Source organism: Streptomyces montanus, from assembly GCF_005786655.1.
GTDB lineage: Bacteria > Actinomycetota > Actinomycetes > Streptomycetales > Streptomycetaceae > Streptomyces > Streptomyces sporangiiformans.
In genome coordinates, this window is the sequence record NZ_VBZC01000051.1 from 1 (window position 1) to 21551 (window position 21551).

Here is a 21551-nt window from a genome sequence, read left to right on the forward strand (position 1 = left end):
CCCCGGTGCGTGGTGACGAAGCCGGCCGCGGCGGCGGTGGCGCTGCGCGCGGTGATCAGGGCCGCGGCCAGGACGGCGTCGGCGCGGCCGGCCCCGAGGGGCGCGGTGGCCCGGACGATGCGACGGAGGGCATCGAGCGGGTCGTACGGTCCGGCGGCCATTTCCTCTCGTACGCCGGCCAGGACCGCCGCGGCATGGGCGACGAGCGCCCGCAGTTCGCCCACGGGCATCCGGGTGGACGTACGCTCCAGCGGCCCGCCCGCGTCGGTGACGGCGGCCTCCGCCCCGGCGAGCGCGACAGGCAGCGCCTCCACGGCGGCCGCCAGCGCCGCCGCGAGTCGCTCCACGCCGTCCACGAACACCGCGGCCTGGGACACGGCGCCCTCGGCGGCCCGCAGATGCGGCGCCGCCCCGTAGGGGTCGCCCATGTCGGTGGACTGCCGGGCCCGGTTGAGGTGGGTCGTGGCGAACAGGAGCCGGTCCTTGGCCTGTTCGACGTGGCCGATGACAGGTCGGGCGGCGGACGGGGCGTACCGCCTGCCGAGGTCGGCGAGCACGGCTTCAGCGGCGCCCGTACGGGCGGCCAGCTCCCGGAAGCAGGCCTCCGCGAGGTCCAGGGCCGCGCCCGTGTCGCGCTCCAGGGCGCGCAGCCGGTCGAACGCGGCGGCCTCCGCGTCGAGCCGTCGTCCCGCGTCCGTACACTGCGCGGCGATGTCACGGAGCGTCTCCCGCCGGGCCGCGTCGCTCTCCAGCGGGTCGCTTTCCGGCGTCTCGCCCGCCACGGATTCGTCGTACCGCTGCCGCAGCCGGAAGGCGGCCGACAGCTCGGCCTCGGCGTCCCACACGGCCCGGACGAAGGGCTCTACGGCCTCGGCGTCGAAGTGAACCTCGGCGAAGGCGAGTTCTTCCTGACTGGTGCGGACGCTGTCGTCGACCTCGACCAGTAGCGTCCGGGTCCGCACGTCGGATTCGGAGAGGGGCGTTACGGGTCCGGGGGGCCCGCCGCCGGGAGTCGTGCGCGTGCGTGCGCGCCGCCTGCGCCGGGCGTATCCGTACGCCGCGAGCACACCCGCCGTGCCCGCGGCGAGAAGCGGCAGGACGAGATCCGCGGTGGCCGTCCCGTCCTCGTCCTGGGCGTGCCGGCCGTCCTGGATGTTCTGGACACCCTGGATACCCTGTGCGTCCTGCGTGTCCTGTGTGTCCCGTGCGTCCTGTGTGTCGGCGGTGCCGAAGGTGTCCGGGGTGGCCGCACGCGCCGCCGGCGGTGTGCTCACGGCCGTCGCCGGCGGCCCCTCCGCACCCGTGTCCGTCATCCAGGGCACGACCAGCCACGCCACCCCGACCATCCCGCCCACCACGACGTGTGCCACCCGCACGGGTATGTGGGACGGGTTTCGTCGCGCTCGGCCCCGGGGCAAGGAAGACGTCACATTTGGGAGCGTATGGCCGTGCATGCGGCTCCGCGACCGGGGTGCGTACGCGCGCGAGCATCGAAAGGGCCCTCACGCTGCTGGAGCATCCGGACCCCTACGTGTCACTCTCAGGGTGACGACGGAGCGGACGACAGGCGGGCGGCGGACGATGGACTGGCACTACACGGCGGGGCTGGCCGAAGGGCTGGTCCTGGGGATCATGACGGCCGTCGGCACCGCCGCCATACACACGGGGTGGGTGCCGGGGTGGGAGCGCCGCCGTGTGTTCCGGCCACGGTTGTGGGGGCAGGGCATGCTCCTGCTCGCCGTGTCTCTCGCCCTCCCGGTGATCACCCTGGCCCTGACCGGCCCCACCGTCTTCTGGCTCGCCGCCAGCATCATCGGCGGCGCGGGACTGGTCGTCGGCGGTGCCCTCATGCACCGCGCCCGCCGCGACCGCCGCCGCGCAGCCCCTACGACTGCCGCCTCCTGATCTTCGACCCGAGCCACACCAGCGGATCGTACTTACGGTCGACCGCGCGCTCCTTCAAGGGAATCAGCGCATTGTCCGTGATCTTGATGCCCTCGGGGCAGACCTCGGTGCAGCACTTGGTGATGTTGCAGTAGCCGAGCCCGTGCTCGTCCTGGGCGGTGGTCTTGCGGTCCAGCCCCGTTTCGGCCGCCGCGTCCAGGGGGTGCATGTCCAGTTCGGCGACGCGCATCAGGAAGCGCGGGCCCGCGAACGCCGTCTTGTTCTCCTCGTGGTCGCGGACGACATGGCACGTGTCCTGGCACAGGAAGCACTCGATGCACTTGCGGAACTCCTGAGAGCGGTCCACGTCCTCCTGCATCATGCGGTACTCGCCGGGACCGAGATCGGCGGGCGGCACGAAGGACGGCACCTCCCGCGCCTTCGTGTAGTTGAAGCCGACGTCGGTGACGAGATCACGGACCACGGGAAAGGCCCGCAGGGGAGTCACCGTGATGGTCTCCTCCCGCCCGAAGATCGACATACGCGTCATGCACATCAGCCGTGGCCGCCCGTTGATCTCCGCGGAACACGAACCGCACTTGCCCGCCTTGCAGTTCCACCGCACGGCCAGGTCCGGTGTCTGGGTCGCCTGGAGCCGGTGGATGATGTCCAGCACCACCTCGCCGTCGTTGACCTCGATCTTGAAGTCCTCCAGGCCACCGCCCGAGACGTCCCCACGCCACACCTTGAAGTGGGCCTCATAGCTGCTCACTCGTACAGCTCCTCTTCGGCGAGGTACTTGACCAGCTCCTCCTTCTCGAAGAGGGCGAGCAGGTCGGGGCGGATGGGCTCGGTGGTCTCCCGGGCGAGACGGATCTGGCCGCGCACCGGGTCCGCGGCCGCCAGCTCACCCGTGGGGTCGGCCAGGCGGCACAGCAGATTGAGACGCCGCCACTCCCGCTCCATCGTCGGATGGTCCTCGCGGGTATGGCCGCCCCGCGACTCCGTACGCTCCAGCGCGGCCCGCGCCACGCACTCGCTGACGAGCAGCATGTTGCGCAGGTCGAGGGCGAGATGCCAGCCCGGATTGAACTGCCTGTGCCCCTCGACGCCGGCCCGCCGCGCCCGTACGCGCAGCTCCGCCAGCTTCTCCAAGGCCGCCTCCATCTCCGCCTCCCGGCGGATGATGCCGACCAGGTCGTTCATGGTCTGCTGGAGTTCCTGGTGGAGGGTGTACGGGTTCTCGGGCGGCCGCCCGGCCTCCGCGCCGGCCTGCGGCCCCTCCTCCGCCGAGAACGGCCGCAACGCCTCCGCGGCCGCCGCGTCGACCTCGACGTCGTCCACGGCGGGGCGCCCCTCGGCGAGCCCCGCGGCGTACTGGGCGGCGTGCAGACCCGCCCGTCGGCCGAAGACCAGCAGGTCGGAGAGCGAGTTGCCGCCGAGCCGGTTGGAGCCGTGCATGCCGCCCGCGACCTCGCCGGCCGCGAACAGCCCCGGCACACCGCGCGCCGCCGCCGTGTCCGACTCGACCGCGATACCGCCCATCACGTAGTGACAGGTCGGCCCGACCTCCATCGCCTCGGCGGTGATGTCGACGTCCGCGAGCTCCTTGAACTGGTGGTACATGGAGGGCAGCCGGCGCCGGATGACCTCGGCGGGCATGCGCTTCGACACGTCCAGGAAGACCCCGCCGTGCGGGGAACCGCGCCCCGCCTTGACCTCGGCGTTGATGGCCCGCGCCACCTCGTCACGCGGCAGCAGCTCGGGCGGGCGCCGGTTGTTGTCCGGGTCCTCGTACCAGCGGTCGCCCTCCTCCTCGGACTCGGCGTACTTCTCCTTGAAGACGTCCGGGATGTAGTCGAACATGAACCGCTTGCCCTCGGAGTTCTGCAGCACCCCGCCGTCGCCGCGCACGGACTCCGTGACGAGGATGCCCTTCACGGACGGCGGCCAGACCATGCCCGTCGGATGGAACTGCACGAACTCCATGTTCAGCAGGGGAGCCCCGGCCAGCAGCGCCAGCGCGTGCCCGTCACCCGTGTACTCCCACGAGTTCGACGTCACCTTGAAGGACTTGCCGATGCCCCCGGTGGCGATCACCACCGAAGGGGCTTCCAGGACGAAGAAGCGCCCGGTCTCGCGGTCGTAGCAGAAGGCGCCCGAGACGCGGCCCGTGCCGGAGCCGCTGTCGGACGCGGTGTCCTTCAGGATCCTGGTGACCGTGCACTCCTGGTAGACCTTCAGGCGCGACTCGTAGTCACCGGTCTCCTTCTTGTCCTCCTGCTGGAGCGAGACGATCTTCTGCTGGAGCGTGCGGATCAGCTCCAGTCCCGTACGGTCGCCGACGTGCGCGAGGCGCGGGTACTCGTGCCCGCCGAAGTTCCGCTGCGAGATCCGTCCGTCCTTCGTACGGTCGAAGAGGGCGCCCCAGGTCTCCAGCTCCCACACGCGGTCCGGGGCCTCCTGCGCGTGCAGTTCGGCCATCCGCCACTGGTTGAGGAACTTCCCGCCACGCATGGTGTCGCGGAAGTGGACCTGCCAGTTGTCCCCGGCGTTTACGTTGCCCATCGCCGCCGCGATGCCGCCCTCGGCCATCACGGTGTGCGCCTTGCCGAACAGGGACTTGCAGATCACGGCCGTACGCGCGCCCCGCTCCCGCGCCTCGATGGCGGCCCTGAGGCCGGCGCCGCCCGCGCCGACCACGACGACGTCCCACTCCTGCCGATCCACAACGGACATCAGAACAACCTCGGATCGTCAAAGGCGCCGGACGCGACCAGGTACACGTAGAAGTCGGCGAGCGCCACGCTCACCAGCGACACCCAGGCGAGCTGCATGTGACGGGCGTTGAGCTTCCCGACCCACTGCCACATGCGGTAGCGCACAGGATGCTTGGAGAAGTGCTTGAGCTGGCCGCCGACGATGTGCCGGCAGGAGTGGCACGAGAGCGTGTACGCCCAGATCAGCACGATGTTGACCAGGAAAACCAGGGTGCCCACACCCATGTGTCCCCACTCGTAGTGCTCGTCGCGGAAGGCGAGCACGGTGTCGTACGTGAGGATGCACGCGACCAGGAGCGCGGCGTAGAAGAAGTACCGGTGGATGTTCTGCAGGATCAGCGGGAAGCGGGTCTCGCCGGTGTACTTCTTGTGCGGCTCGGCGACCGCGCAGGCCGGGGGCGAGGCCCAGAAGCCCCGGTAGTAGGCCTTGCGGTAGTAGTAGCAGGTCAGCCGGAAGCCGAGCGGGAAGATCAGGATGAGCAGGGCCGGGGACAGACCCCACCAGCCGCCGAAGATCTCCCAGTTCGGGCCGCTCCTCATCGGCTCGCAGTTCTCCGCCAGGCAGGGCGAGTAGAACGGCGAGACGTAGGGCGCCGCGTAGTAGTCGGTGTTCGCGAACGCCCGCCACGTCGAGTAGACGACGAAGGCCAGCAGCCCGGCCGCGGTGACGGCGGGCGCCAGCCACCAGCGGTCGGTCCGCAGATGCGGGCGGTCGATCGCGGCGCGTGTCGGTGTTCTTACACCGCCGCTGTTCAGATGGGGTTCCGTACCAGTGGCCAAGGGTGTGGACTCCAGTCGGATCAGGGTGCGTGCCGGTCGCGGGCGCCGAGACCCTCGTCGTCCGAGTCCGTCCACAGAGTGTTGTCGTACGGGGTGTCGGGGATGGGGACGAGGTCGGGCCGCCGCGATGTGGACATCCCGGGGGCGGCGTCGCGCAGCAGCGCGACGCTCTCGCGCAGGTGGTCGGCGTCGGTGCGCACGCGGCGCATCTCCAGACCGCCACCGATCTGCTGTTCCAGGCGACCCACGGACCGGAAGAGGTCGTCGAGACAGCGCTGGACGGTTGTCAGGTCATCGTGCACGGACATGACTTGCCCTCACTTCCGCGGACCCTGCGGTCCAAGGCGTCAACGTTCATGCGCCTGCGAGTGTCGCGCGTCACATCGCCCCCTGGGAAGGGATCTGCATGGATTAACAGCTCGTGTCACCCATCACGCGCCCTGAGCGCGCGCCCCTTCGGCTCACTCGCCTTTTGTGGGCCAGATGGGTGGCTTTTCTCACTCCGTCGCCGTGTCGTCACCCGTTTTCCGGAGCTGCCCCCTTCAGTGGGGCGATACATCTGATCAACTTCATTATACGGACAAGTGTGATCTAGCCCACCAAATCGGATCACAGCGCCCCGGAGGTACCAGTCATGTCCCACGACCGCGTCGGACCGCGCGCCGTGATGCGCTCGGTCGCGTTCCTCACGGCGGGCGTGCTCGCGGTGCCGGCTCTCGCCGCCTGCAGCGCGGAGGAGGAGGACAAGGCCGGCCGGCCCACCGCGGGCCAGGACATCGCGCCCGCCGGGCGCGCCCTGATCGCCGACGGCGGCACCGTGCGCTGGGCCGTGGACGCTGTCCCGGAGACCCTCAACACCTTCCAGGCGGACGCCGACGAGACCACCTCCCGGATCGCGGGCGCGGTCCTGCCCTCCATGTACCGGCTCGACAGGGCGGGGCGCCCCGAGCGCAACCCCGACTACCTGGAGTCCGCGAAGGTCGTCAAGCGCGAGCCCAAGCAGGTCGTGCTCTACAAGCTCAACCAGCAGGCCGTCTGGAGCGACGGCCGCGAGATCGGCGCCGCCGACTTCGTCGCCCAGTGGCGCGCCCTGTCCGGCAAGGACACCGCGTACTGGACGGCCCGCAACGCCGGGTACGACCGCATCGAGAAGATCGAGCGCGGCGCCGACGACCTCGAGGTACGGGTCACCTTCAGCAAGCCGTACGCGGACTGGCGGTCGCTGTTCTCGCCGCTGTACCCGAAGGACATCATGGGCTCCCCGGACACGTTCAACGACGGGGCCCGCCGCAAGCTGAAGGTCACCGCCGGCCCCTTCGTGATCGACGAGATCGACCGCAAGGCCGGTGATGTCACGCTGAAGCGGAACCCGCGCTGGTGGGGCGACCGTGCCAAGCTCTCCGAGCTGGTGCTGCGCGCCGTGCCGAGGGCGAAGCGCACCGAAGCGCTCGCCGACGGCCGGATCGATCTGGCCGAGATCGACCCCGCACAGGCGCGGCGCATCACCCTGGCCGCCCGCGACAAGGCGGCCGGCGAAGGCGCCCCGCTCGCCCACGGCCCCGGCGCCGCGCTCACGCCCGGCAAGGCGCTGCGCTCCTGGGCGATCGCGCACGGTTCAGACGCCAAGGCGGCCGAGGAAGAGATGGCCGTCCGCGAGAAGCGGGGCAAGGCGATCGCGAAGTACGCCGACGAGCAGTCGGCCCTGCGCGCTTTCGTGGTCCGCAAGTCCCTCGAACCCGCCTACACACAGCTCGCGCTGAACGGCGCCCAGGGCCCGCTCGCCGACGAGCGCGTCCGCCGTGCCGTGGCCCGCGCCCTCGACCGGCGTGAGCTCGCCCGGGTGGTGCTCAAGCCGCTCGGCCTGCCCGCCGAACCCGTAGGCAGCCATCTCGCGCTCGCCGGACAGCCCGGCTACGCCGACAACAGTGCCGCGCTCGGCAGCCAGGACACCGCACAGGCGCAGGCGCTGCTGTCCGACGCGGGGTGGGTACGGGGCGGACCCGTCAAGGAGAAGAAGCCGGCGGACGCGGCCGGCGGCGAGGCCTCCAAGAAGCCGGACGGCTCCGGGAGCGAGGCTTCCGAGAAGCCGGACGACTCCGAGACCGACGAGGGTACGTACATCGTCGGCGAGGACGGGAAACCGGGCGAGGCGTACGACCTGGCACCAGGCCGCTCCCACACCGAAGGCTCCGGCTCCCGTGGCGACAGCGACCACAAGCCCGGTGCCGCCGCCGGCTCCCTCGTTCTCGCGCCCGCTCCCATGACCGAGCTGCGGCGGGCGCTGCTCGGCCAGGCCGCCGTGCTGGCCGAGCAGGAGCGGACCAGCCAGTCCGAGCACGAGTCCAGGACAGAGGCGCGGGAGGCGGAGAAGGGGAGCGAGGAGAAGAGGCAGGCCCAGGACGGGAAGGAATGGCGCAAAGAAGGTGGAGCGCCGGCGGGGGCGTACGCGCCGAGGGGCACGGCCGCCCCGGCGGGCCCCAAGGCCGCGCCCCTCGCCAAGGACGGCAAGGCGCTGTCGCTCCGCTTCGTGCTTCCGTCCGGCCCGGGAACGGAACCGCTGCGCGCGGTCGCCGAGCGCATCTCGCGGATGCTGGGGCGCATCGGCATCCGTACGGAGTTCTCCAAGGTCGCGGACGAGAGCTACTTCCAGGACCACATCGCGTCGGGGGAGTACGACCTGGCGCTCTACTCCTGGCCCGCGTCCGCCTTCCCGGCCACCGACGCCCGGCCCATCTACGCCAAGCCGGTCCCCGCCGCGGACGGCTCCCTGAACGTCGAGCAGAACTACACCCGGGTCGGCACCGATCGGGTCGACCAGCTCTTCGACGAGGCCATCGCCGAGCTGGACGCCGAGCAGTCCCGGGCCCTGATCCGCAAGGCCGACGCCCGCATCTGGGCCGCCGCCGGTTCGATTCCCCTCTATCAGCGCCCCCAGCTGACAGCCGTCCGCCCGAAACTCGCCAACGCGGGCGCCTTCGGCTTCCAGACCCCGATCTACGAGGACATGGGCTTCCTGAAGAAGGGCGCGAAGCCGCAGGCCGGCCCGTCTTCCTGAGCAGGCACCGCGCCCCGTCAGGGGCGCGGCGCTGTGACATATGCGGCTCCGCCGCGTGGGCGCGACCGGCCCCACCGGCCCGCGGTGTGAGAACGACCTCGTCCCGCCCGGTTCGGCCCCAGCGGCAGCGTCCCCGTACGATGGGGTAAGGCCGTGGCATGTCCAGCCCGGCAGGGCCCGCGTAACACAGATGTACGCGTCGGCCGTTCACTCACTCCGGGAGAAGCGCCTCACTATGGCCACGCGCCACGACATCCGCAACGTCGCCATCGTCGCCCACGTCGACCACGGCAAGACGACCCTGGTCGACGCCATGCTCAAGCAGGCGGGTGCCTTCGCCGCGCACGCCGCCGAGTCGCTCGACGACCGCATGATGGACTCGAACGACCTGGAGCGTGAGAAAGGCATCACGATCCTGGCCAAGAACACGGCGGTGAAGTACCACCCGAAGCAGGGCGGCGACGTCGTCACGATCAACATCATCGACACCCCCGGCCACGCCGACTTCGGCGGCGAGGTCGAGCGCGGTCTGTCGATGGTCGACGCGGTCGTCCTGCTCGTGGACGCCTCCGAGGGCCCGCTGCCGCAGACCCGCTTCGTGCTGCGCAAGGCCCTGCAGGCCCGCCTGCCCGTCATCCTGTGCATCAACAAGACGGACCGCCCGGACTCCCGTATCGACGACGTCGTGAACGAGGCGTACGACCTCTTCCTGGACCTGGACGCCGACGAGGACCAGATCGAGTTCCCGATCGTCTACGCCTGCGCCCGTGACGGCGTCGCCTCGCTGACCAAGCCGGCGGACGGCACCGTCCCGGCCGACAGTGACAGCCTGGAGCCGTTCTTCACCACGATCCTGGAGCACGTACCGGCCCCGACGTACGACGAGTCGGCCCCTCTCCAGGCGCATGTCACCAACCTGGACGCCGACAACTTCCTCGGCCGTATCGCGCTGCTCCGCGTCGAGCAGGGCGAGCTGCGCAAGGGGCAGACGGTCGCCTGGATCAAGCGTGACGGCTCCGTCGCCAACGTACGCATCAGCGAGCTGATGATGACCGAGGCGCTCACCCGCAAGCCCGCCGAGATGGCCGGGCCGGGCGACATCTGCGCCGTCGCCGGTATCCCGGACATCATGATCGGCGAGACCCTCGCCGACCCCGAGAACCCCATCGCGCTGCCGCTGATCACGGTCGACGAGCCCGCGATCTCCATGACCATCGGTACGAACACCTCGCCGCTGGTCGGCCGCGGCGGTACCGGCAAGGGCGCGGACGCCAAGTCCGCCGTCAAGGACCGCAAGGTCACTGCCCGCCAGGTCAAGGACCGCCTCGACCGCGAGTTGATCGGTAACGTCTCGCTCCGCGTGCTCGACACCGAGCGTCCGGACGCATGGGAGGTCCAGGGCCGTGGTGAGCTCGCGCTGGCGATCCTCGTCGAGACCATGCGCCGGGAAGGCTTCGAGCTGACCATCGGCAAGCCGCAGGTGGTCACCAAGGAGGTCGACGGCAAGCTGCACGAGCCGGTCGAGCGTATGACGATCGACGTCCCCGAGGAGCACATGGGCGCGGTCACGCAGCTCATGGGCGTCCGCAAGGGCCGGATGGACAACATGTCCAACCACGGCTCGGGTTGGGTTCGTATGGAGTTCGTGGTGCCGTCCCGCGGTCTGATCGGCTTCCGTACGGAGTTCCTGACCAGCACCCGAGGCACGGGTATCGGGCACTCGATCCACGAGGGCCACGAGCCGTGGTTCGGCAACCTCCAGACCCGTAACAACGGTTCACTGGTGGCCGACCGCTCCGGCGCCGTCACCGCGTTCGCGATGACGAACCTTCAGGAGCGCGGCGTGCTCTTCGTGGAGCCGGGCACCGAGGTGTACGAGGGCATGATCGTCGGTGAGAACTCGCGCTCCGACGACATGGACGTGAACATCACCAAGGAGAAGAAGCTCACCAACATGCGGTCTTCCACGGCCGATGTGGCCGAGTCGATCGTCCCGCCGCGCAAGCTCTCGCTGGAGCAGTCGCTGGAGTTCTGCCGCGACGACGAGTGCGTCGAGGTCACCCCCGAGGCCGTTCGCATCCGCAAGGTGAACCTGGACGCCCGCGAGCGCGCCCGTGCCGCGAGCCGCGCCAAGCACGGCTGACGCCCCCTCACTGAGCAGCGCAGACCCGGCTCTCCCTCGCGGGAGCCGGGTCTGTGGCGTGCCCGCGGGCGGGAGCACTGGCGTGATCAGTTCGGTTGACTGTGCAGGGCCTGTGAAGCCGTGTTCGGATACCGGTGACGCGGCGATCAAGTTTCGGACATGTAAACAGAAATGACGACACGTATGTCCGTTTTGGGGGAATCAGTTTTCACCTGTCAAGCGCGACCAGGTGTCAATCTTTGCAATTTTTGCTCAAAATATGGACGGTAGGGAGATCCCTATGCTCTGCGCACTTGACGCGCGTTGATTCCCTTGGCGAAAGTTCCCCCAAACCACAGAACCCGCCGGTATCTGTGCTGCGCTCAACTCTCCATCCCCCGGGGGAAGAACACACATGACCAGTCCAACCAAGGCCGAGGGCTCCGGGTCAACGGTCGCCTTGGACCCCGACCTTGCGTCGACGACCGAGGTCGCGAAGCCCAAGAAGCTTGAGGGCCGTTCCCCCGGTCAGCTGATGTGGCAGCGCTTCAGGCGAGACCGTACCGGCATGTTCTGTGCCGGGGTAGTGATTTCCTACTTCGTCATCGCGCTGCTCGCGCCGGTGATCACCTCGCTGAGCGGGACGAACCCGTACACCCTGTACGGACAGGACCCGACGTACGCGGACCAGCCGGTGCTGGACGATTTCGGACTTCCGCTGGGCTACCTCGGCGGTGTGTCCGGGGAGCACTGGTTCGGCGTCGAACCGCAGTACGGCCGCGACCTGTTCGCCATGCTGCTGTACGGCATGCGCACCTCGCTGTTCATGGCGCTGGGCGTGACCGTGCTGCTGGTGGTCAGTGGTGTGGTCATCGGTCTGATCGGCGGCTACTTCGGCGGCAGGACCGACTACTGGATCGGCCGGGTCACCGACTTCTTCCTGGCCTTCCCGCAGCAGCTCTTCTTCATCGCCTTCATGCCCGTGGTGACCGCGTTCTTCGTCGACCCGCAGGAAGAAACCCCCACATACTTCCGCGCGTTGGCGATCCTGATCGTGCTGTGGCTGCTGGGCTGGATGGGTATGGCGCGACTGGTCCGCTCCACCGTGCTGTCCCTGCGCGAGCGGGAGTTCGTGGAGGCGGCCAAGGTCTCGGGAGCCTCCCCCTGGCGGATCGTCCGCAAGGAGATCCTGCCCAACGTCGTCTCGCCGATCCTGGTGCAGTTCACGTACCAGCTGCCCAGCACGATTCTCACCATCGCGTTCCTCTCCTTCGCGGGTGTCGGCTTCGTCGAACCGACCCCGGACTGGGGGCGCTTGTTCGCCGCCGGAGCCAAGTACGCCGAGCAGGACCCGGCGTTCATGTTCTTCCCGGGCTTGGCACTGGTGGTCTTCGTCCTGTGTTTCAACCTTCTCGGAGACTCCGTCCGGGACGCCTTCGACCCCAAGTCCGGGCGCTGAACCGTCCATTGGTGGGGGGTGGCTGCCGCCCCCGCGTCGGCCTACCAGCCGCGTCAGGCAGTACTCATGGATAACAACCGACAGGTAGGTGCATACGCCTCATGAAGTCGTTCAACTCGCGCAGAGGGCAGGCCATTGTGGTCGCGATCGCGGCCGGCTCCCTCGCCCTGACCGGATGCTCGGAGAACAAGGGCAGCAGCTCTGACAAGGACTCCAAGAAGGACCAGAAGGAGGCCGCGGTCCAGTCGAAGGCCGTCACCTATGGCGACGCCAAGGCGTCGACCGGCCCGGCCGCGGAGGTGCCCGGCGCCAAGGCGGGCGGCACCATCCAGGTCTACCAGGAGGCGGGTCTCTCCCACCTGGACCCGGGTCAGATCTACGTCTCCGACGCCGGCCAGGTCGCCAACCTGCTCTTCCGCGGGCTGACCAACTTCCAGGAGGACGGCAAGGGCAACGTCTCGGTCGTGGGTGACCTCGCGACCGACTCGGGCACGTCGTCCGACGGCGGCAAGACCTGGAAGTTCACGCTCAAGGACGGCGTCAAGGACGAGAACGGCAAGGCGATCACCTCGGCCGACATCCGCCACACCGTCGAGCGTCAGTACGCGGAGTTCATCTTCGATGGTCCGACCTACCTGCAGACCTGGCTGAGCGGCCCGAAATACCGCAAGGCGCTGCCGGACGGCGGCTTCGGCAAGAAGCACCTGCCGGACGACGTCCTGGAGACCCCGGACGACAAGACCGTCATCTTCCACTTCAAGGCGCCGCAGCCCGACCTGCCGCAGACGCTGGCCATGCCGGGCTACACCGTCGTGCCGGAGGCGACCGACACGAAGGCGAAGTACGACAAGGCCCCGGTCTCGAGCGGCCCGTACAAGATCGCCGAGTACAAGGTCGGCAAGACCCTCAAGCTCGTGAAGAACGAGAACTGGGACCCGAAGACCGACTCCGTGCGCAACCAGTACGTGGACGGCTGGAACTTCGACTTCGGTGTCACCGAGTCGACCCAGACCAGCCGGCTGATCGCCGACCAGGGCGCCGCCAAGAACGCCATCCAGCTCACCGGCGCCGTCGAGTCCACCAAGATCCAGGACGTCATCAAGACGCCCGAGGTCAACAAGCGCACGATCAAGGGCTACCAGCCCTACGTCATGACGCTGAACTTCAACCTGGACCGGGTCAAGAACAAGAAGGTCCGCGACGCCGTCACCTACGCGGTGAACTCCAAGTCGCTGATCGCCGGTGAGGGCGGCGCGTACGGCGGTGACGTGGCCCCGAACCTGTTCGCCCCGACCCTGCCGGGCTACGAGCCGAAGTACGACCCGTACGGCCGCCTGAAGACGCCGAGCGGCAACATCGCGAAGGCGAAGGAGCTCCTGAAGGGCGTTCCGGCCGCCGAGAAGAAGCTCGTCTTCGCCTACCGCAGCAGCGAGCTCGAGCAGAAGCGCAAGGTCGCCCTCGAGGACGCGCTGAGCAAGGTCGGCATCACGGTCGTCGCCAAGGAGGTCGACGCGGCGAGCTTCACCGAGCAGATCGGCAAGCTCGACAACCCGTACGACATGTACATCACCGGCTGGGGCCAGGACTGGCCGTCGCCGGGCACGGTCGTCACGCCGATCTACGACGGTGACCAGGTCGCCGACGGTTCGCCGAACTACTCCCACGTCAACGACCCGAAGGTCCAGGAGCTCATCAAGAAGGCCCTGGGCCAGGAGCCGACCGAGGCCGCGAAGACGTGGAAGGAAGCGCACCACTACATCCTGGAGAAGATCAACCCGGCCGCGCCGCTCTGGTACTCCAAGCAGTTCCAGCTCTACGGTTCGAACATCGGCGGTGCCCGCTACAGCACCGAGTCGAGCTACATCGACGTCACCCGACTGTTCCTGAAGTCGTAACTCTCTACGGCTGATTGCGGGGGTGCGCACCAGGCGGAGCGCACCCCCGCGGTTCCGTGACACCGCCCCCATCGCCTCCGCAGAGAGCAGCCTCCCCGCCATGCTTCAGTTCATCATCCGGCGCACGGTCGGCGCCGCCCTGACCTTGTTCCTCATCGGCGCCACCACGTTCTTCCTCTTCGTCGCCGCGCCGTCCGACTACGCTTCCCTGGCCTGTGGCAAGGACTGCTCACCCGCGAGGCTGGAGTCCATCCGTGAGGCACTCGGCCTCAACCTGCCGATCGCCCAGCAGTTCTGGGACTTCATGTCCGGCATCGTGACGGGGCGTGACTTCCCCGACGGCCACTGTGCCGCTCCGTGCCTCGGGCAGTCCTTCTACTCGGGCGACATGGTCTGGGACACCATCCTGGACCGCTTCCCGCTGACCCTCACGATGACCGCCGGTTCCATGGTCGTCTTCCTGGTCGTCGGCCTCGGCGCCGGCATGCTCGCCGCCTACAAACGCGGGTCGATGGTGGACAAGGTCGCCACGGGCGCGTCCATGGTGCTCAGCTCGTTCCAGATCTACTTCCTCGGCCCGATCGCGCTGACGGTCCTCGTGTACAGCACGGGCTGGATGGAGGACCCCAAGTACGTCCCCATCACCGAGGACCCGATCGGCTGGTTCGTCGGACTGTCCATCCCCATGGTCGTGATGTCCACCATCTTCACCGCGCAGTACACGCGTATGGCGCGCGCCTCCATGATCGAGCAGCTCGCCGAGGACCACGTCCGCACCGCCCGCGCCAAGGGCATGTCGCAGAAGTACGTCTTCTTCCGCTACGCCTGGCGCGGCTCGCTCATCCCCATCGTCACCATCCTCGGCATCGACCTCAGTGCCCTGCTGGGCGGCGCCGTGGTCACCGAACTGACCTTCTCCCTGCAGGGAATCGGCCGTCTCGCCGTGGACGGCGCGCTCCACAAGGACCTCCCGCTGACGATGGGCGTCATGCTGTTCGGGGCCTTCTTCATCCTGATCCTGAACATCCTCGCCGACATCGTGTACGCGTACGTCGACCCGCGCGTCCGGCTCTCCTAGGAAGAACGAACCACCGTGACCACACTGACCAAGACCTCGGACGCCCCGGCTCCGACCGGGCCGGAGAGCTTTCTCTCGGTCCGCGATCTGAAGGTGCAGTTCTCCACCGAGGACGGCATCGTCAAGGCGGTCGACGGACTCTCCTTCGACGTCGAGCGCGGCAAGACCCTGGGCATCGTGGGCGAGTCGGGCTCGGGCAAGTCCGTCACCAACCTGACGATCCTGGGCCTGCACAACCCCAGGACCACCACCGTCGACGGCGAGATCGTCCTCGACGGCAAGGAGCTCGTCACGGCCACGGAGAAGGAACTGGAGAAGCTCCGTGGAAACAAGATGGCGATGATCTTCCAGGACCCGCTGACGGCACTCTCGCCGTACTACACCGTGGGCCGGCAGCTCTCCGAACCGTTCATGAAGCACAACGGCGCCTCCAAGAAGGAGGCGAAGGACCGGGCGGTCCAGATGCTGGAGAAGGTCGGCATCCCGCAGCCCGAGATGCGCTTCGACGACTACCCGCACCAGTTCTCCGGCGGTATGCGCCAGCGCGCGATGATCGCCATGGCGCTGATGTGCGACCCCGACCTGCTGATCGCGGACGAGCCGACCACCGCGCTCGACGTGACCGTGCAGGCGCAGATCCTGGACCTGCTCAAGGATCTGCAGCAGGAGTTCGGTACGGCGATCATCTTCATCACCCACGACCTCGGCGTCATCTCGAACATGGCCGACGACCTGCTGGTGATGTACGCGGGCCGGGCCGTCGAGCGGGGCAGCGTCAGTGACGTCCTCCGCTCGCCGAAGCACCCGTACAGCTGGGGCCTGCTCAGCTCCATGCCGCGCCTGGACGGCGACATCCACGAGGAGCTGACGCCGATCCCCGGCACTCCGCCCTCCCTGCTCAACCCGCCCTCCGGCTGCCCCTTCCACCCGCGCTGTGCCTTCAAGGACGAGGTGGAGGGCAGCCGCTGCACCGACGAGCGGCCGTCGCTGGCCGAGGGGCGCGCCGCCGCGTGCCATCTGACGGCGGAGCAGAAGCAGACCATCTTCATCGACCAGATCCAGCCCCGGCTGCGCTAGGGAGAACCGAGTCATGAGCGACAACCTCACCCTCCCCGCACAACAGGGCTCCACCGGTACGTCGGCCGAGACGCTCCTCGCGGTCGAGGGCCTGACCAAGCACTTCCCGATCTACGGCGGCTTTCCGATCAAACGGAAAGTGGGCGCCGTGCAGGCCGTCGACGGGATCGACCTGACCGTCGGCGTGGCCGAGAGCGTCGGCCTGGTCGGCGAGTCCGGCTGCGGCAAGTCGACCACGGGCCGGCTCATCACCCGCCTCCTGGAGCCGACCGCCGGCAAGATCACCTACGCGGGCCGGGACATCACGCACGCCTCGCGCAGGCAGCTCGCGCCGGTCCGCTCCGAGATCCAGATGATCTTCCAGGACCCGTACTCCTCGCTGAACCCCCGGCAGACCGTCGGCAGCATCATCAAGTCGCCGATGGAGGTCAACGGCATCGAGCCGGACGGCGGCCGCGAGAAGCGCGTACGGGAACTGCTGGAACTCGTCGGTCTCAACCCCGAGCACTACAACCGCTTCCCGCACGAGTTCTCCGGCGGTCAGCGCCAGCGCATCGGCGTGGCCCGCGCCCTGGCACTGAATCCGAAGCTGATCGTGGCGGACGAGCCGGTGTCCGCCCTGGACGTGTCGATCCAGGCGCAGGTCGTCAACCTGCTGCAGAAGGTCCAGCAGGAGCTGGGCATCGCCTTCCTCTTCATCGCCCACGACCTCGCCATCGTGCGCCACTTCTCGCACCGCGTCGCGGTGATGTACCTCGGCAAGGTGGTGGAGGTCGGCGACCGGGACTCGATCTACAACCGGCCCCGGCACCCGTACACCCACGCCCTGCTGTCGGCGGTCCCCGAGGTCGCGACCGAGGACTCCGAGGACCGGGAGCGCATCCGGCTCGCCGGTGACGTACCCTCGCCGATCCACCCGCCGTCGGGCTGCCGCTTCCGTACGCGCTGCTGGAAGGCGCAGGACAAGTGCGCGAGCCAGGAGCCGCCGCTGATCCAGCTCTCCGGAAACCGCGAAGGTCATCTGACGGCCTGCCACTTCCCGGAGGACCCGACCACGGAGGCACGGGACGAGGACGTCGTGATGGACCCGGCGCTGAAGGCGCTGGAGGCGCAGGACTGACCGGTCCGCGCCGAGAGGCAATCGCACGGCCCGCGCCCGGACTTCCGGGCGCGGGCCATTGCGGTGTGCGGGCCGTTGCGGTGTGCGGCCATGGCCGAATCGCGAGCCTTGCCCCAGGAAAAGCGGATGACTCGGCGCGCCGAAGGTGCCTAGGCTGCGGTGCCCGCGCGCCGAAGCCGCGGGCCAACGAGGCGTGTGGAGACATCAGTTGCCCCTGAGCATCAGGCACATCACCTTCGACTGCACCGGAGACCCGTACGACCTGGGGCTGTTCTGGAGCAGGCTGCTGGAGCTTCCCCTGGCCGACGACGACAAGCCGGGGGACCCGGAGGCGGTCCTCGCGGATCCCGACGGCGGGCCGACGCTGCTCTTCGTGCGGGTCCCGGAGGGCAAGTCGGTGAAGAACCGCATCCACTTCGATCTGGAGCCGAAGGGGCGCACCCGGGCGGAGGAGGTCGAGCGGGCGCTCGCCCTCGGCGCACGGCAGCTCTTCGACCGCACGCGGCCGGACGGCGGGGGCTGGGTCGTGCTGGCCGACCCCGAGGGCAACGAATTCTGCGTGGAGCGCGGGGAGTTGGGCTGAGTGGCGGATGTACGCCTGGAGAAGGTGACCCCGGCGAACGTCGACGCCGCGTGCGCGCTGAGGGTGCGTCCCGACCAAGAACGCTTCGTGTCCCCGGTCGTGAAGTCCCTGGCCGAGGCCTATGTCCGGCCCGAAACCGCCTGGCCGCGCCTGATCTTCGACGGTGATGAACTCGTGGGGTTCGTCATGGCCTTCTTCGACGTGCGCTTCGATCCGGACGATCCGGGGGACCGGCTCCGCTACGGGCTCTGGCGGCTCAACATCGCCGATGGCCGACAGGGCCGCGGATACGGCCGCTTCGCGGTGGAGGCCGTGTGCGAGGAGGTCCGCAGGCGCGGTCAGTCGCGCGTCACGGTGACCTGGGCGCAGGGAGAGGGCGGGCCCGAGCGGTTCTACCTGAGGCTCGGATTCCGTCGCACCGGCGAGATGAGCGATGACCAGGTCGTGGGCGAGCTGGACCTGGATCAGCCGTCCTCCGGCGGCCGTGCCGTCTCCGGGTAGTGGCAGGCCGTCAGGTGACCCGCGCTGTTGCCCTCGGCCCGGACCAGGGGCGGGGCATGCGCGGCGCACCTGTCCTGCGCCTTCCAGCAGCGTGTGCGGAAGCGGCAGCCCGAGGGCGGGCTGATGGGTGAGGGAACGTCTCCCGCCAGGCGGATGCGCTCACGGGCCGGCGCGTCGTCCGCCGTCGCCTCGGGGACCGCGGACAGCAGCGCGCGGGTGTACGGGTGGCGCGGGTTCTCGTACAGGTCCGCCCGGTCCGCGATCTCCACGATCCTGCCGAGGTACATGACGGCCACGCGCTCCGAGAAGTGCCGTACGACGGCCAGGTCGTGGGCGATGAAGACGAACGCGATCCCCAGCTCCTTCCGCAGCTCCTGAAGGAGATTGACGACCTGCGCCTGGATCGACACGTCCAGGGCGGACACCGGCTCGTCCGCCACGATCAGCTTCGGATTCAGTGCCAGGGCGCGGGCCACGCCGATGCGCTGGCGCTGACCGCCGGAGAACTCGTGCGGGAAGCGGTTGTAGTGCTCGGGGTTGAGACCGACGAGTTCCAGCAGTTCCCGTACGCGCTTCTCGCGGCCGCCGTCCGGCTCGATGCCGTTGACCTCCATCGGCGACTTGATGATGCTGCCGACGGTCTGCCGGGGGTTCAGCGAGGAGTACGGGTCCTGGAAGATCATCTGGATCTCGGACCGCACGGGGGCGAGCTGCTTGCGCGAGGCGTGCGTGATGTCCTGGCCACGGTACGAGATGGTGCCGATCGTGGGCTCCAGGAGGCGGGTGATGAGCCGGCCCGTGGTCGATTTCCCGCAGCCGGACTCGCCGACCAGCCCCAGGCTCTCGCCCTCGGCGACCCGCAGGTCGATCCCGTCGACGGCCTGTACGGCGCCCACTTTCCGTTTGATCGGAAAGCCGCCGTGGATCGGGAAGTGCTTGGTCAGCCCGCTGACCTGGAGGAGGGGGGTGGAGCTGCTCATGGTGGTGAAGTTCCGTCTCTCGTGCGTCGGTCGGCGTGTGCGTCAGAGGGCGCGGGCCGTGGCGAAGTCGGCGAAGAGCTCCCGGCGCTGCCCGGGGTCGAGGTGGCAGGCCGTACCGCGTCCGTCCGCGACCTCGAGCACCGGCTGCACCGAGGTGCACCGTCCGCCGTCGACCTTCTCCATGAAGGCGCACCGAGGGTGGAAGCGGCAGCCGGACGGCGGGTTGAGGAGGGAGGGCGGTGAGCCGGGGATGGGGGAGAGCGGCACGTCCACCGGTCCGTCGAGGCTCGGCATCGATCCCAACAGCCCGAGGGTGTACGGGTGCTGGGGGTCGCGCAGCACCTCCTTCTTGCTGCCCTGCTCCACAGACCGGCCCCCGTACATCACCAGTACGTCGTCGGCGATGTCCGCGATGACGCCCAGGTCGTGCGTGATGAAGACGATCGCCGTGCCGAACTCCTGCTGAAGGGCCTTGAGCAGGTCCATGATCTGCGCCTGCACGGTCACGTCGAGCGCGGTGGTCGGCTCGTCCGCGATCAGCAGCTCCGGGTCGCAGACCAGCGCCATCGCGATCATCGCGCGCTGGCGCATACCGCCGGAGAACTGGTGCGGGTAGTCGTCCACGCGCAGGTCCGGCGTCGGGATACCGACCCGCCGCAGCATGTCGACCGCCCGCGCCCGGGCCTCCCGCCTGGAGGCGCCGGTGTGCTTGCGGTACGTCTCGCCGATCTGTGTGCCGATCGTGTGGTACGGCGACAGCGAGGCCAGCGCGTCCTGGAAGATCATGGACATCTTGTTGCCGCGCAGCCGCTCCAGCTCCCGTTCGGTGGCGGTCAGCAGCTCCTTGCCGTCGAGCAGGATCTCCCCGTCGAGGGCGGTGTGTTCGGGGTCGTGGAGGCCGAGGACGGCCAGGTTGGTGACGGACTTGCCCGAGCCCGACTCGCCCACGATGCCGAGCGTCCGGCCCTTCGCCAGGTCGAACGAGAGCCCGTCGACGGCCTTGACGACGCCGTCCTCGGTGGAGAAGTGGACCTTCAGGTCCCTGATGGAGAGGAAGGGGGTGCTCATGGGGTCTGTCTCTCCTTAGGCCAGCCGGATCCGCGGATCGATGAGGGCGTAGACGGCGTCCACGAGGACGTTGAGGAAGACGATCGCGCCGGCCGAGAGCAGGGTGACGCCCAGCAGCATGGGCAGGTCGCTCTTGTCGACGGAGTCCACCGTGAGCCGGCCGATGCCCTGCATGCTGAAGGTGGTCTCGGTGATGATCGCGCCGCCGAACAGGGTGCCGAGGTCGATACCGAAGACGGTGACGATCGGGCCCATCGCGCCGCGCCAGGCGAAGCGGAAGAAGACGTTCGCACGGGACAGGCCCTTGGCCCGGGCGGTGCGGACATAGTCCTCGCTGAGCTGTTCGACCAGCTGGGAGCGGGTCATACGGGTGTAGTTGGCGGTGAAGATGATCGCCAGGGTCAGGCACGGCAGCAGCATTCCGGAGGCCCAGGAGACCGGGTTCTGGGTGAGGGGGGTGTACGAGGGCTGGTCGAGCACGCCCAGCTTGGCGACTAGGAGGAACATCGCGATGTAGCCGACGAAGTAGATCTGCAGCGAGGAGCCGACCAGCGAGAGCGAGCTGGCGAGCTTGTCGAGGAACCGGCCCTGCTTGAGCGCCGCGAGCATTCCCGCCCCGATACCGAAGATCAGGAACACGACGGCCGAGCCGAAGGCGAGTGAGAGGGTCAGCGGCAGCCGGTCCATGATCGTGCCGAAGACGGGCTCACGGTTGGCGAAGGAGTAGCCGAGGCACGGGGCGTGGCAGAACCCGTAGCCGCTGTACTCGCGCCCGGCGAAGATGCCCACGAGCCAGTCCCAGTACTGCACCGGGATCGGCTTGTCGATGCCCAGGTTGTGCCGGATCTGCGCGAGCGCTTCGGGGGTGCAGTTCTTGCCGCAGGACATCAGCGCCGGGTCGCGTGGGATGGCGTAGAAGAGCCAGAAGGTGACGGCGCTGATGATCAGCAGGATGACCACTGCGCCGGAGACTCGGCGGACAAGGAAGCGGAGCATGGGGCGTGACTTTCCGGACGGGGCGCCGTCGCCGGGGGCAAGAAGGGAGGGCCGGAGGGGAGGGCCGGTGGGGGCCAGTGGAGAGGGCCGACGGGGAGGGCCGGCGGGGCGGCCGGGTGAGGGGCCGCCCCGGGCGGGCGGTCGTTCGCGACTGGGGGGTGTCGAAACACTCC

18 protein-coding genes are annotated in these 21551 nt (G+C 68.9%); 10 read left to right on the top strand and 8 right to left on the bottom strand.

The genetic code is table 11. The annotated features are described in order from the left end of the window. Positions 1–1370, bottom strand: a 1370-nt coding sequence (locus tag FE633_RS34580) for a hypothetical protein (RefSeq protein ID WP_171060235.1), incomplete at its 3' end; no start/stop codon positions are given. Between the two features lie 175 nt (positions 1371–1545). Between FE633_RS34580 and FE633_RS34590 the strand changes: the two genes are divergently transcribed. Further along, positions 1546–1905, top strand: coding sequence for a hypothetical protein (locus FE633_RS34590; RefSeq protein WP_138049130.1), 360 nt, complete (start codon positions 1546–1548; stop codon positions 1903–1905). On the opposite strand, the gene FE633_RS34595 is transcribed toward FE633_RS34590, so the two are convergent. The 4 genes from FE633_RS34595 to FE633_RS34610 are packed head-to-tail and all read right to left on the bottom strand — an operon-like array spanning position 1886 to position 5752. Beyond that, positions 1886–2656 (bottom strand): succinate dehydrogenase/fumarate reductase iron-sulfur subunit, encoded by a 771-nt coding sequence (locus FE633_RS34595; RefSeq protein WP_138049131.1) that lies wholly within the window; start codon positions 2654–2656, stop codon positions 1886–1888. The genes FE633_RS34590 and FE633_RS34595 overlap by 20 nt on opposite strands. Beyond that, on the bottom strand, positions 2653–4623 hold the full coding sequence (locus tag FE633_RS34600; protein WP_138049132.1) for a fumarate reductase/succinate dehydrogenase flavoprotein subunit: 1971 nt from the start codon (positions 4621–4623) through the stop codon (positions 2653–2655). The genes FE633_RS34595 and FE633_RS34600 overlap by 4 nt, the downstream gene beginning before the upstream one ends. Beyond that, positions 4623–5444 carry a hypothetical protein gene (locus FE633_RS34605; protein ID WP_138049133.1) on the bottom strand — a complete coding sequence of 274 codons (822 nt, stop codon included), beginning with the start codon at positions 5442–5444 and terminating at the stop codon, positions 4623–4625. The genes FE633_RS34600 and FE633_RS34605 overlap by 1 nt, the downstream gene beginning before the upstream one ends. Before the next feature lie 20 nt (positions 5445–5464). Further along, positions 5465–5752 (bottom strand): hypothetical protein, encoded by a 288-nt coding sequence (locus FE633_RS34610; protein ID WP_138049134.1) that lies wholly within the window; start codon positions 5750–5752, stop codon positions 5465–5467. Positions 5753–6078: 326 nt separating this feature from the next. Here FE633_RS34610 and FE633_RS34615 point away from each other — a divergent pair, with 326 nt between their 5' ends. The 9 genes from FE633_RS34615 to FE633_RS34655 all read left to right on the top strand — a co-directional run bounded on the left by FE633_RS34615 (position 6079) and on the right by FE633_RS34655 (position 18334). Continuing rightward, positions 6079–8499, top strand: a complete 2421-nt coding sequence (locus FE633_RS34615) for an ABC transporter family substrate-binding protein (protein ID WP_138049135.1) — start codon at positions 6079–6081, stop codon at positions 8497–8499. A 235-nt stretch (positions 8500–8734) separates the two neighbouring features. Beyond that, positions 8735–10642: a translational GTPase TypA gene (typA, locus tag FE633_RS34620; RefSeq protein WP_138049136.1), complete on the top strand. Its 1908-nt coding sequence runs from the start codon at positions 8735–8737 to the stop codon at positions 10640–10642. Positions 10643–11036: 394 nt separating this feature from the next. Next, on the top strand, positions 11037–12080 hold the full coding sequence (locus FE633_RS34625) for an ABC transporter permease (protein WP_138049137.1): 1044 nt from the start codon (positions 11037–11039) through the stop codon (positions 12078–12080). 101 nt (positions 12081–12181) lie between these two features. Continuing rightward, positions 12182–13975 carry an ABC transporter substrate-binding protein gene (locus FE633_RS34630; RefSeq protein WP_171060236.1) on the top strand — a complete coding sequence of 598 codons (1794 nt, stop codon included), beginning with the start codon at positions 12182–12184 and terminating at the stop codon, positions 13973–13975. Between the two features lie 100 nt (positions 13976–14075). Continuing rightward, a complete protein-coding gene (locus tag FE633_RS34635; protein ID WP_138049138.1) occupies positions 14076–15053 on the top strand; it encodes an ABC transporter permease in 978 nt (325 codons plus the stop codon). Between the two features lie 15 nt (positions 15054–15068). Continuing rightward, the gene (locus FE633_RS34640) at positions 15069–16130 is read left to right on the top strand and encodes an ABC transporter ATP-binding protein (protein ID WP_138049139.1); all 1062 of its coding nucleotides are present in this window, start codon (positions 15069–15071) and stop codon (positions 16128–16130) included. Between the two features lie 13 nt (positions 16131–16143). Beyond that, positions 16144–17250: an ABC transporter ATP-binding protein gene (locus FE633_RS34645; RefSeq protein WP_138049140.1), complete on the top strand. Its 1107-nt coding sequence runs from the start codon at positions 16144–16146 to the stop codon at positions 17248–17250. Between the two features lie 208 nt (positions 17251–17458). Continuing rightward, positions 17459–17833, top strand: a complete 375-nt coding sequence (locus FE633_RS34650; RefSeq protein ID WP_138049141.1) for a VOC family protein — start codon at positions 17459–17461, stop codon at positions 17831–17833. After that, entirely contained in the window at positions 17834–18334 is a 501-nt protein-coding gene (locus FE633_RS34655) for a GNAT family N-acetyltransferase (RefSeq protein ID WP_138049142.1), read from the top strand. Here FE633_RS34655 and FE633_RS34660 read toward each other — a convergent pair. Genes FE633_RS34660 through FE633_RS34670 form a run of 3 tightly spaced genes read right to left on the bottom strand, consistent with a single transcriptional unit; the run spans position 18298 to position 21378 of the window. After that, a complete protein-coding gene (locus tag FE633_RS34660; protein WP_138049143.1) occupies positions 18298–19314 on the bottom strand; it encodes an ABC transporter ATP-binding protein in 1017 nt (338 codons plus the stop codon). The two genes, FE633_RS34655 and FE633_RS34660, sit on opposite strands and share 37 nt — an antisense overlap. A gap of 42 nt (positions 19315–19356) precedes the next feature. Continuing rightward, the gene (locus tag FE633_RS34665; protein ID WP_138049144.1) at positions 19357–20382 is read right to left on the bottom strand and encodes an ABC transporter ATP-binding protein; all 1026 of its coding nucleotides are present in this window, start codon (positions 20380–20382) and stop codon (positions 19357–19359) included. A 15-nt stretch (positions 20383–20397) separates the two neighbouring features. After that, a complete protein-coding gene (locus tag FE633_RS34670; RefSeq protein ID WP_138049145.1) occupies positions 20398–21378 on the bottom strand; it encodes an ABC transporter permease in 981 nt (326 codons plus the stop codon). Positions 21379–21551 lie beyond the last annotated feature (173 nt).

Coding starts and splice junctions, on each gene's coding strand:
- FE633_RS34610 (WP_138049134.1), bottom strand. CDS start 5,752: ATGTCCGTGCACGATGACCTGACAACCGTCCAGCGCTGTCTCGACGAC.
- FE633_RS34670 (WP_138049145.1), bottom strand. CDS start 21,378: ATGCTCCGCTTCCTTGTCCGCCGAGTCTCCGGCGCAGTGGTCATCCTG.
- FE633_RS34600 (WP_138049132.1), bottom strand. CDS start 4,623: ATGTCCGTTGTGGATCGGCAGGAGTGGGACGTCGTCGTGGTCGGCGCG.
- FE633_RS34635 (WP_138049138.1), top strand. CDS start 14,076: ATGCTTCAGTTCATCATCCGGCGCACGGTCGGCGCCGCCCTGACCTTG.
- typA (WP_138049136.1), top strand. CDS start 8,735: ATGGCCACGCGCCACGACATCCGCAACGTCGCCATCGTCGCCCACGTC.
- FE633_RS34625 (WP_138049137.1), top strand. CDS start 11,037: ATGACCAGTCCAACCAAGGCCGAGGGCTCCGGGTCAACGGTCGCCTTG.
- FE633_RS34665 (WP_138049144.1), bottom strand. CDS start 20,382: ATGAGCACCCCCTTCCTCTCCATCAGGGACCTGAAGGTCCACTTCTCC.
- FE633_RS34645 (WP_138049140.1), top strand. CDS start 16,144: ATGAGCGACAACCTCACCCTCCCCGCACAACAGGGCTCCACCGGTACG.
- FE633_RS34660 (WP_138049143.1), bottom strand. CDS start 19,314: ATGAGCAGCTCCACCCCCCTCCTCCAGGTCAGCGGGCTGACCAAGCAC.
- FE633_RS34630 (WP_171060236.1), top strand. CDS start 12,182: ATGAAGTCGTTCAACTCGCGCAGAGGGCAGGCCATTGTGGTCGCGATC.
- FE633_RS34615 (WP_138049135.1), top strand. CDS start 6,079: ATGTCCCACGACCGCGTCGGACCGCGCGCCGTGATGCGCTCGGTCGCG.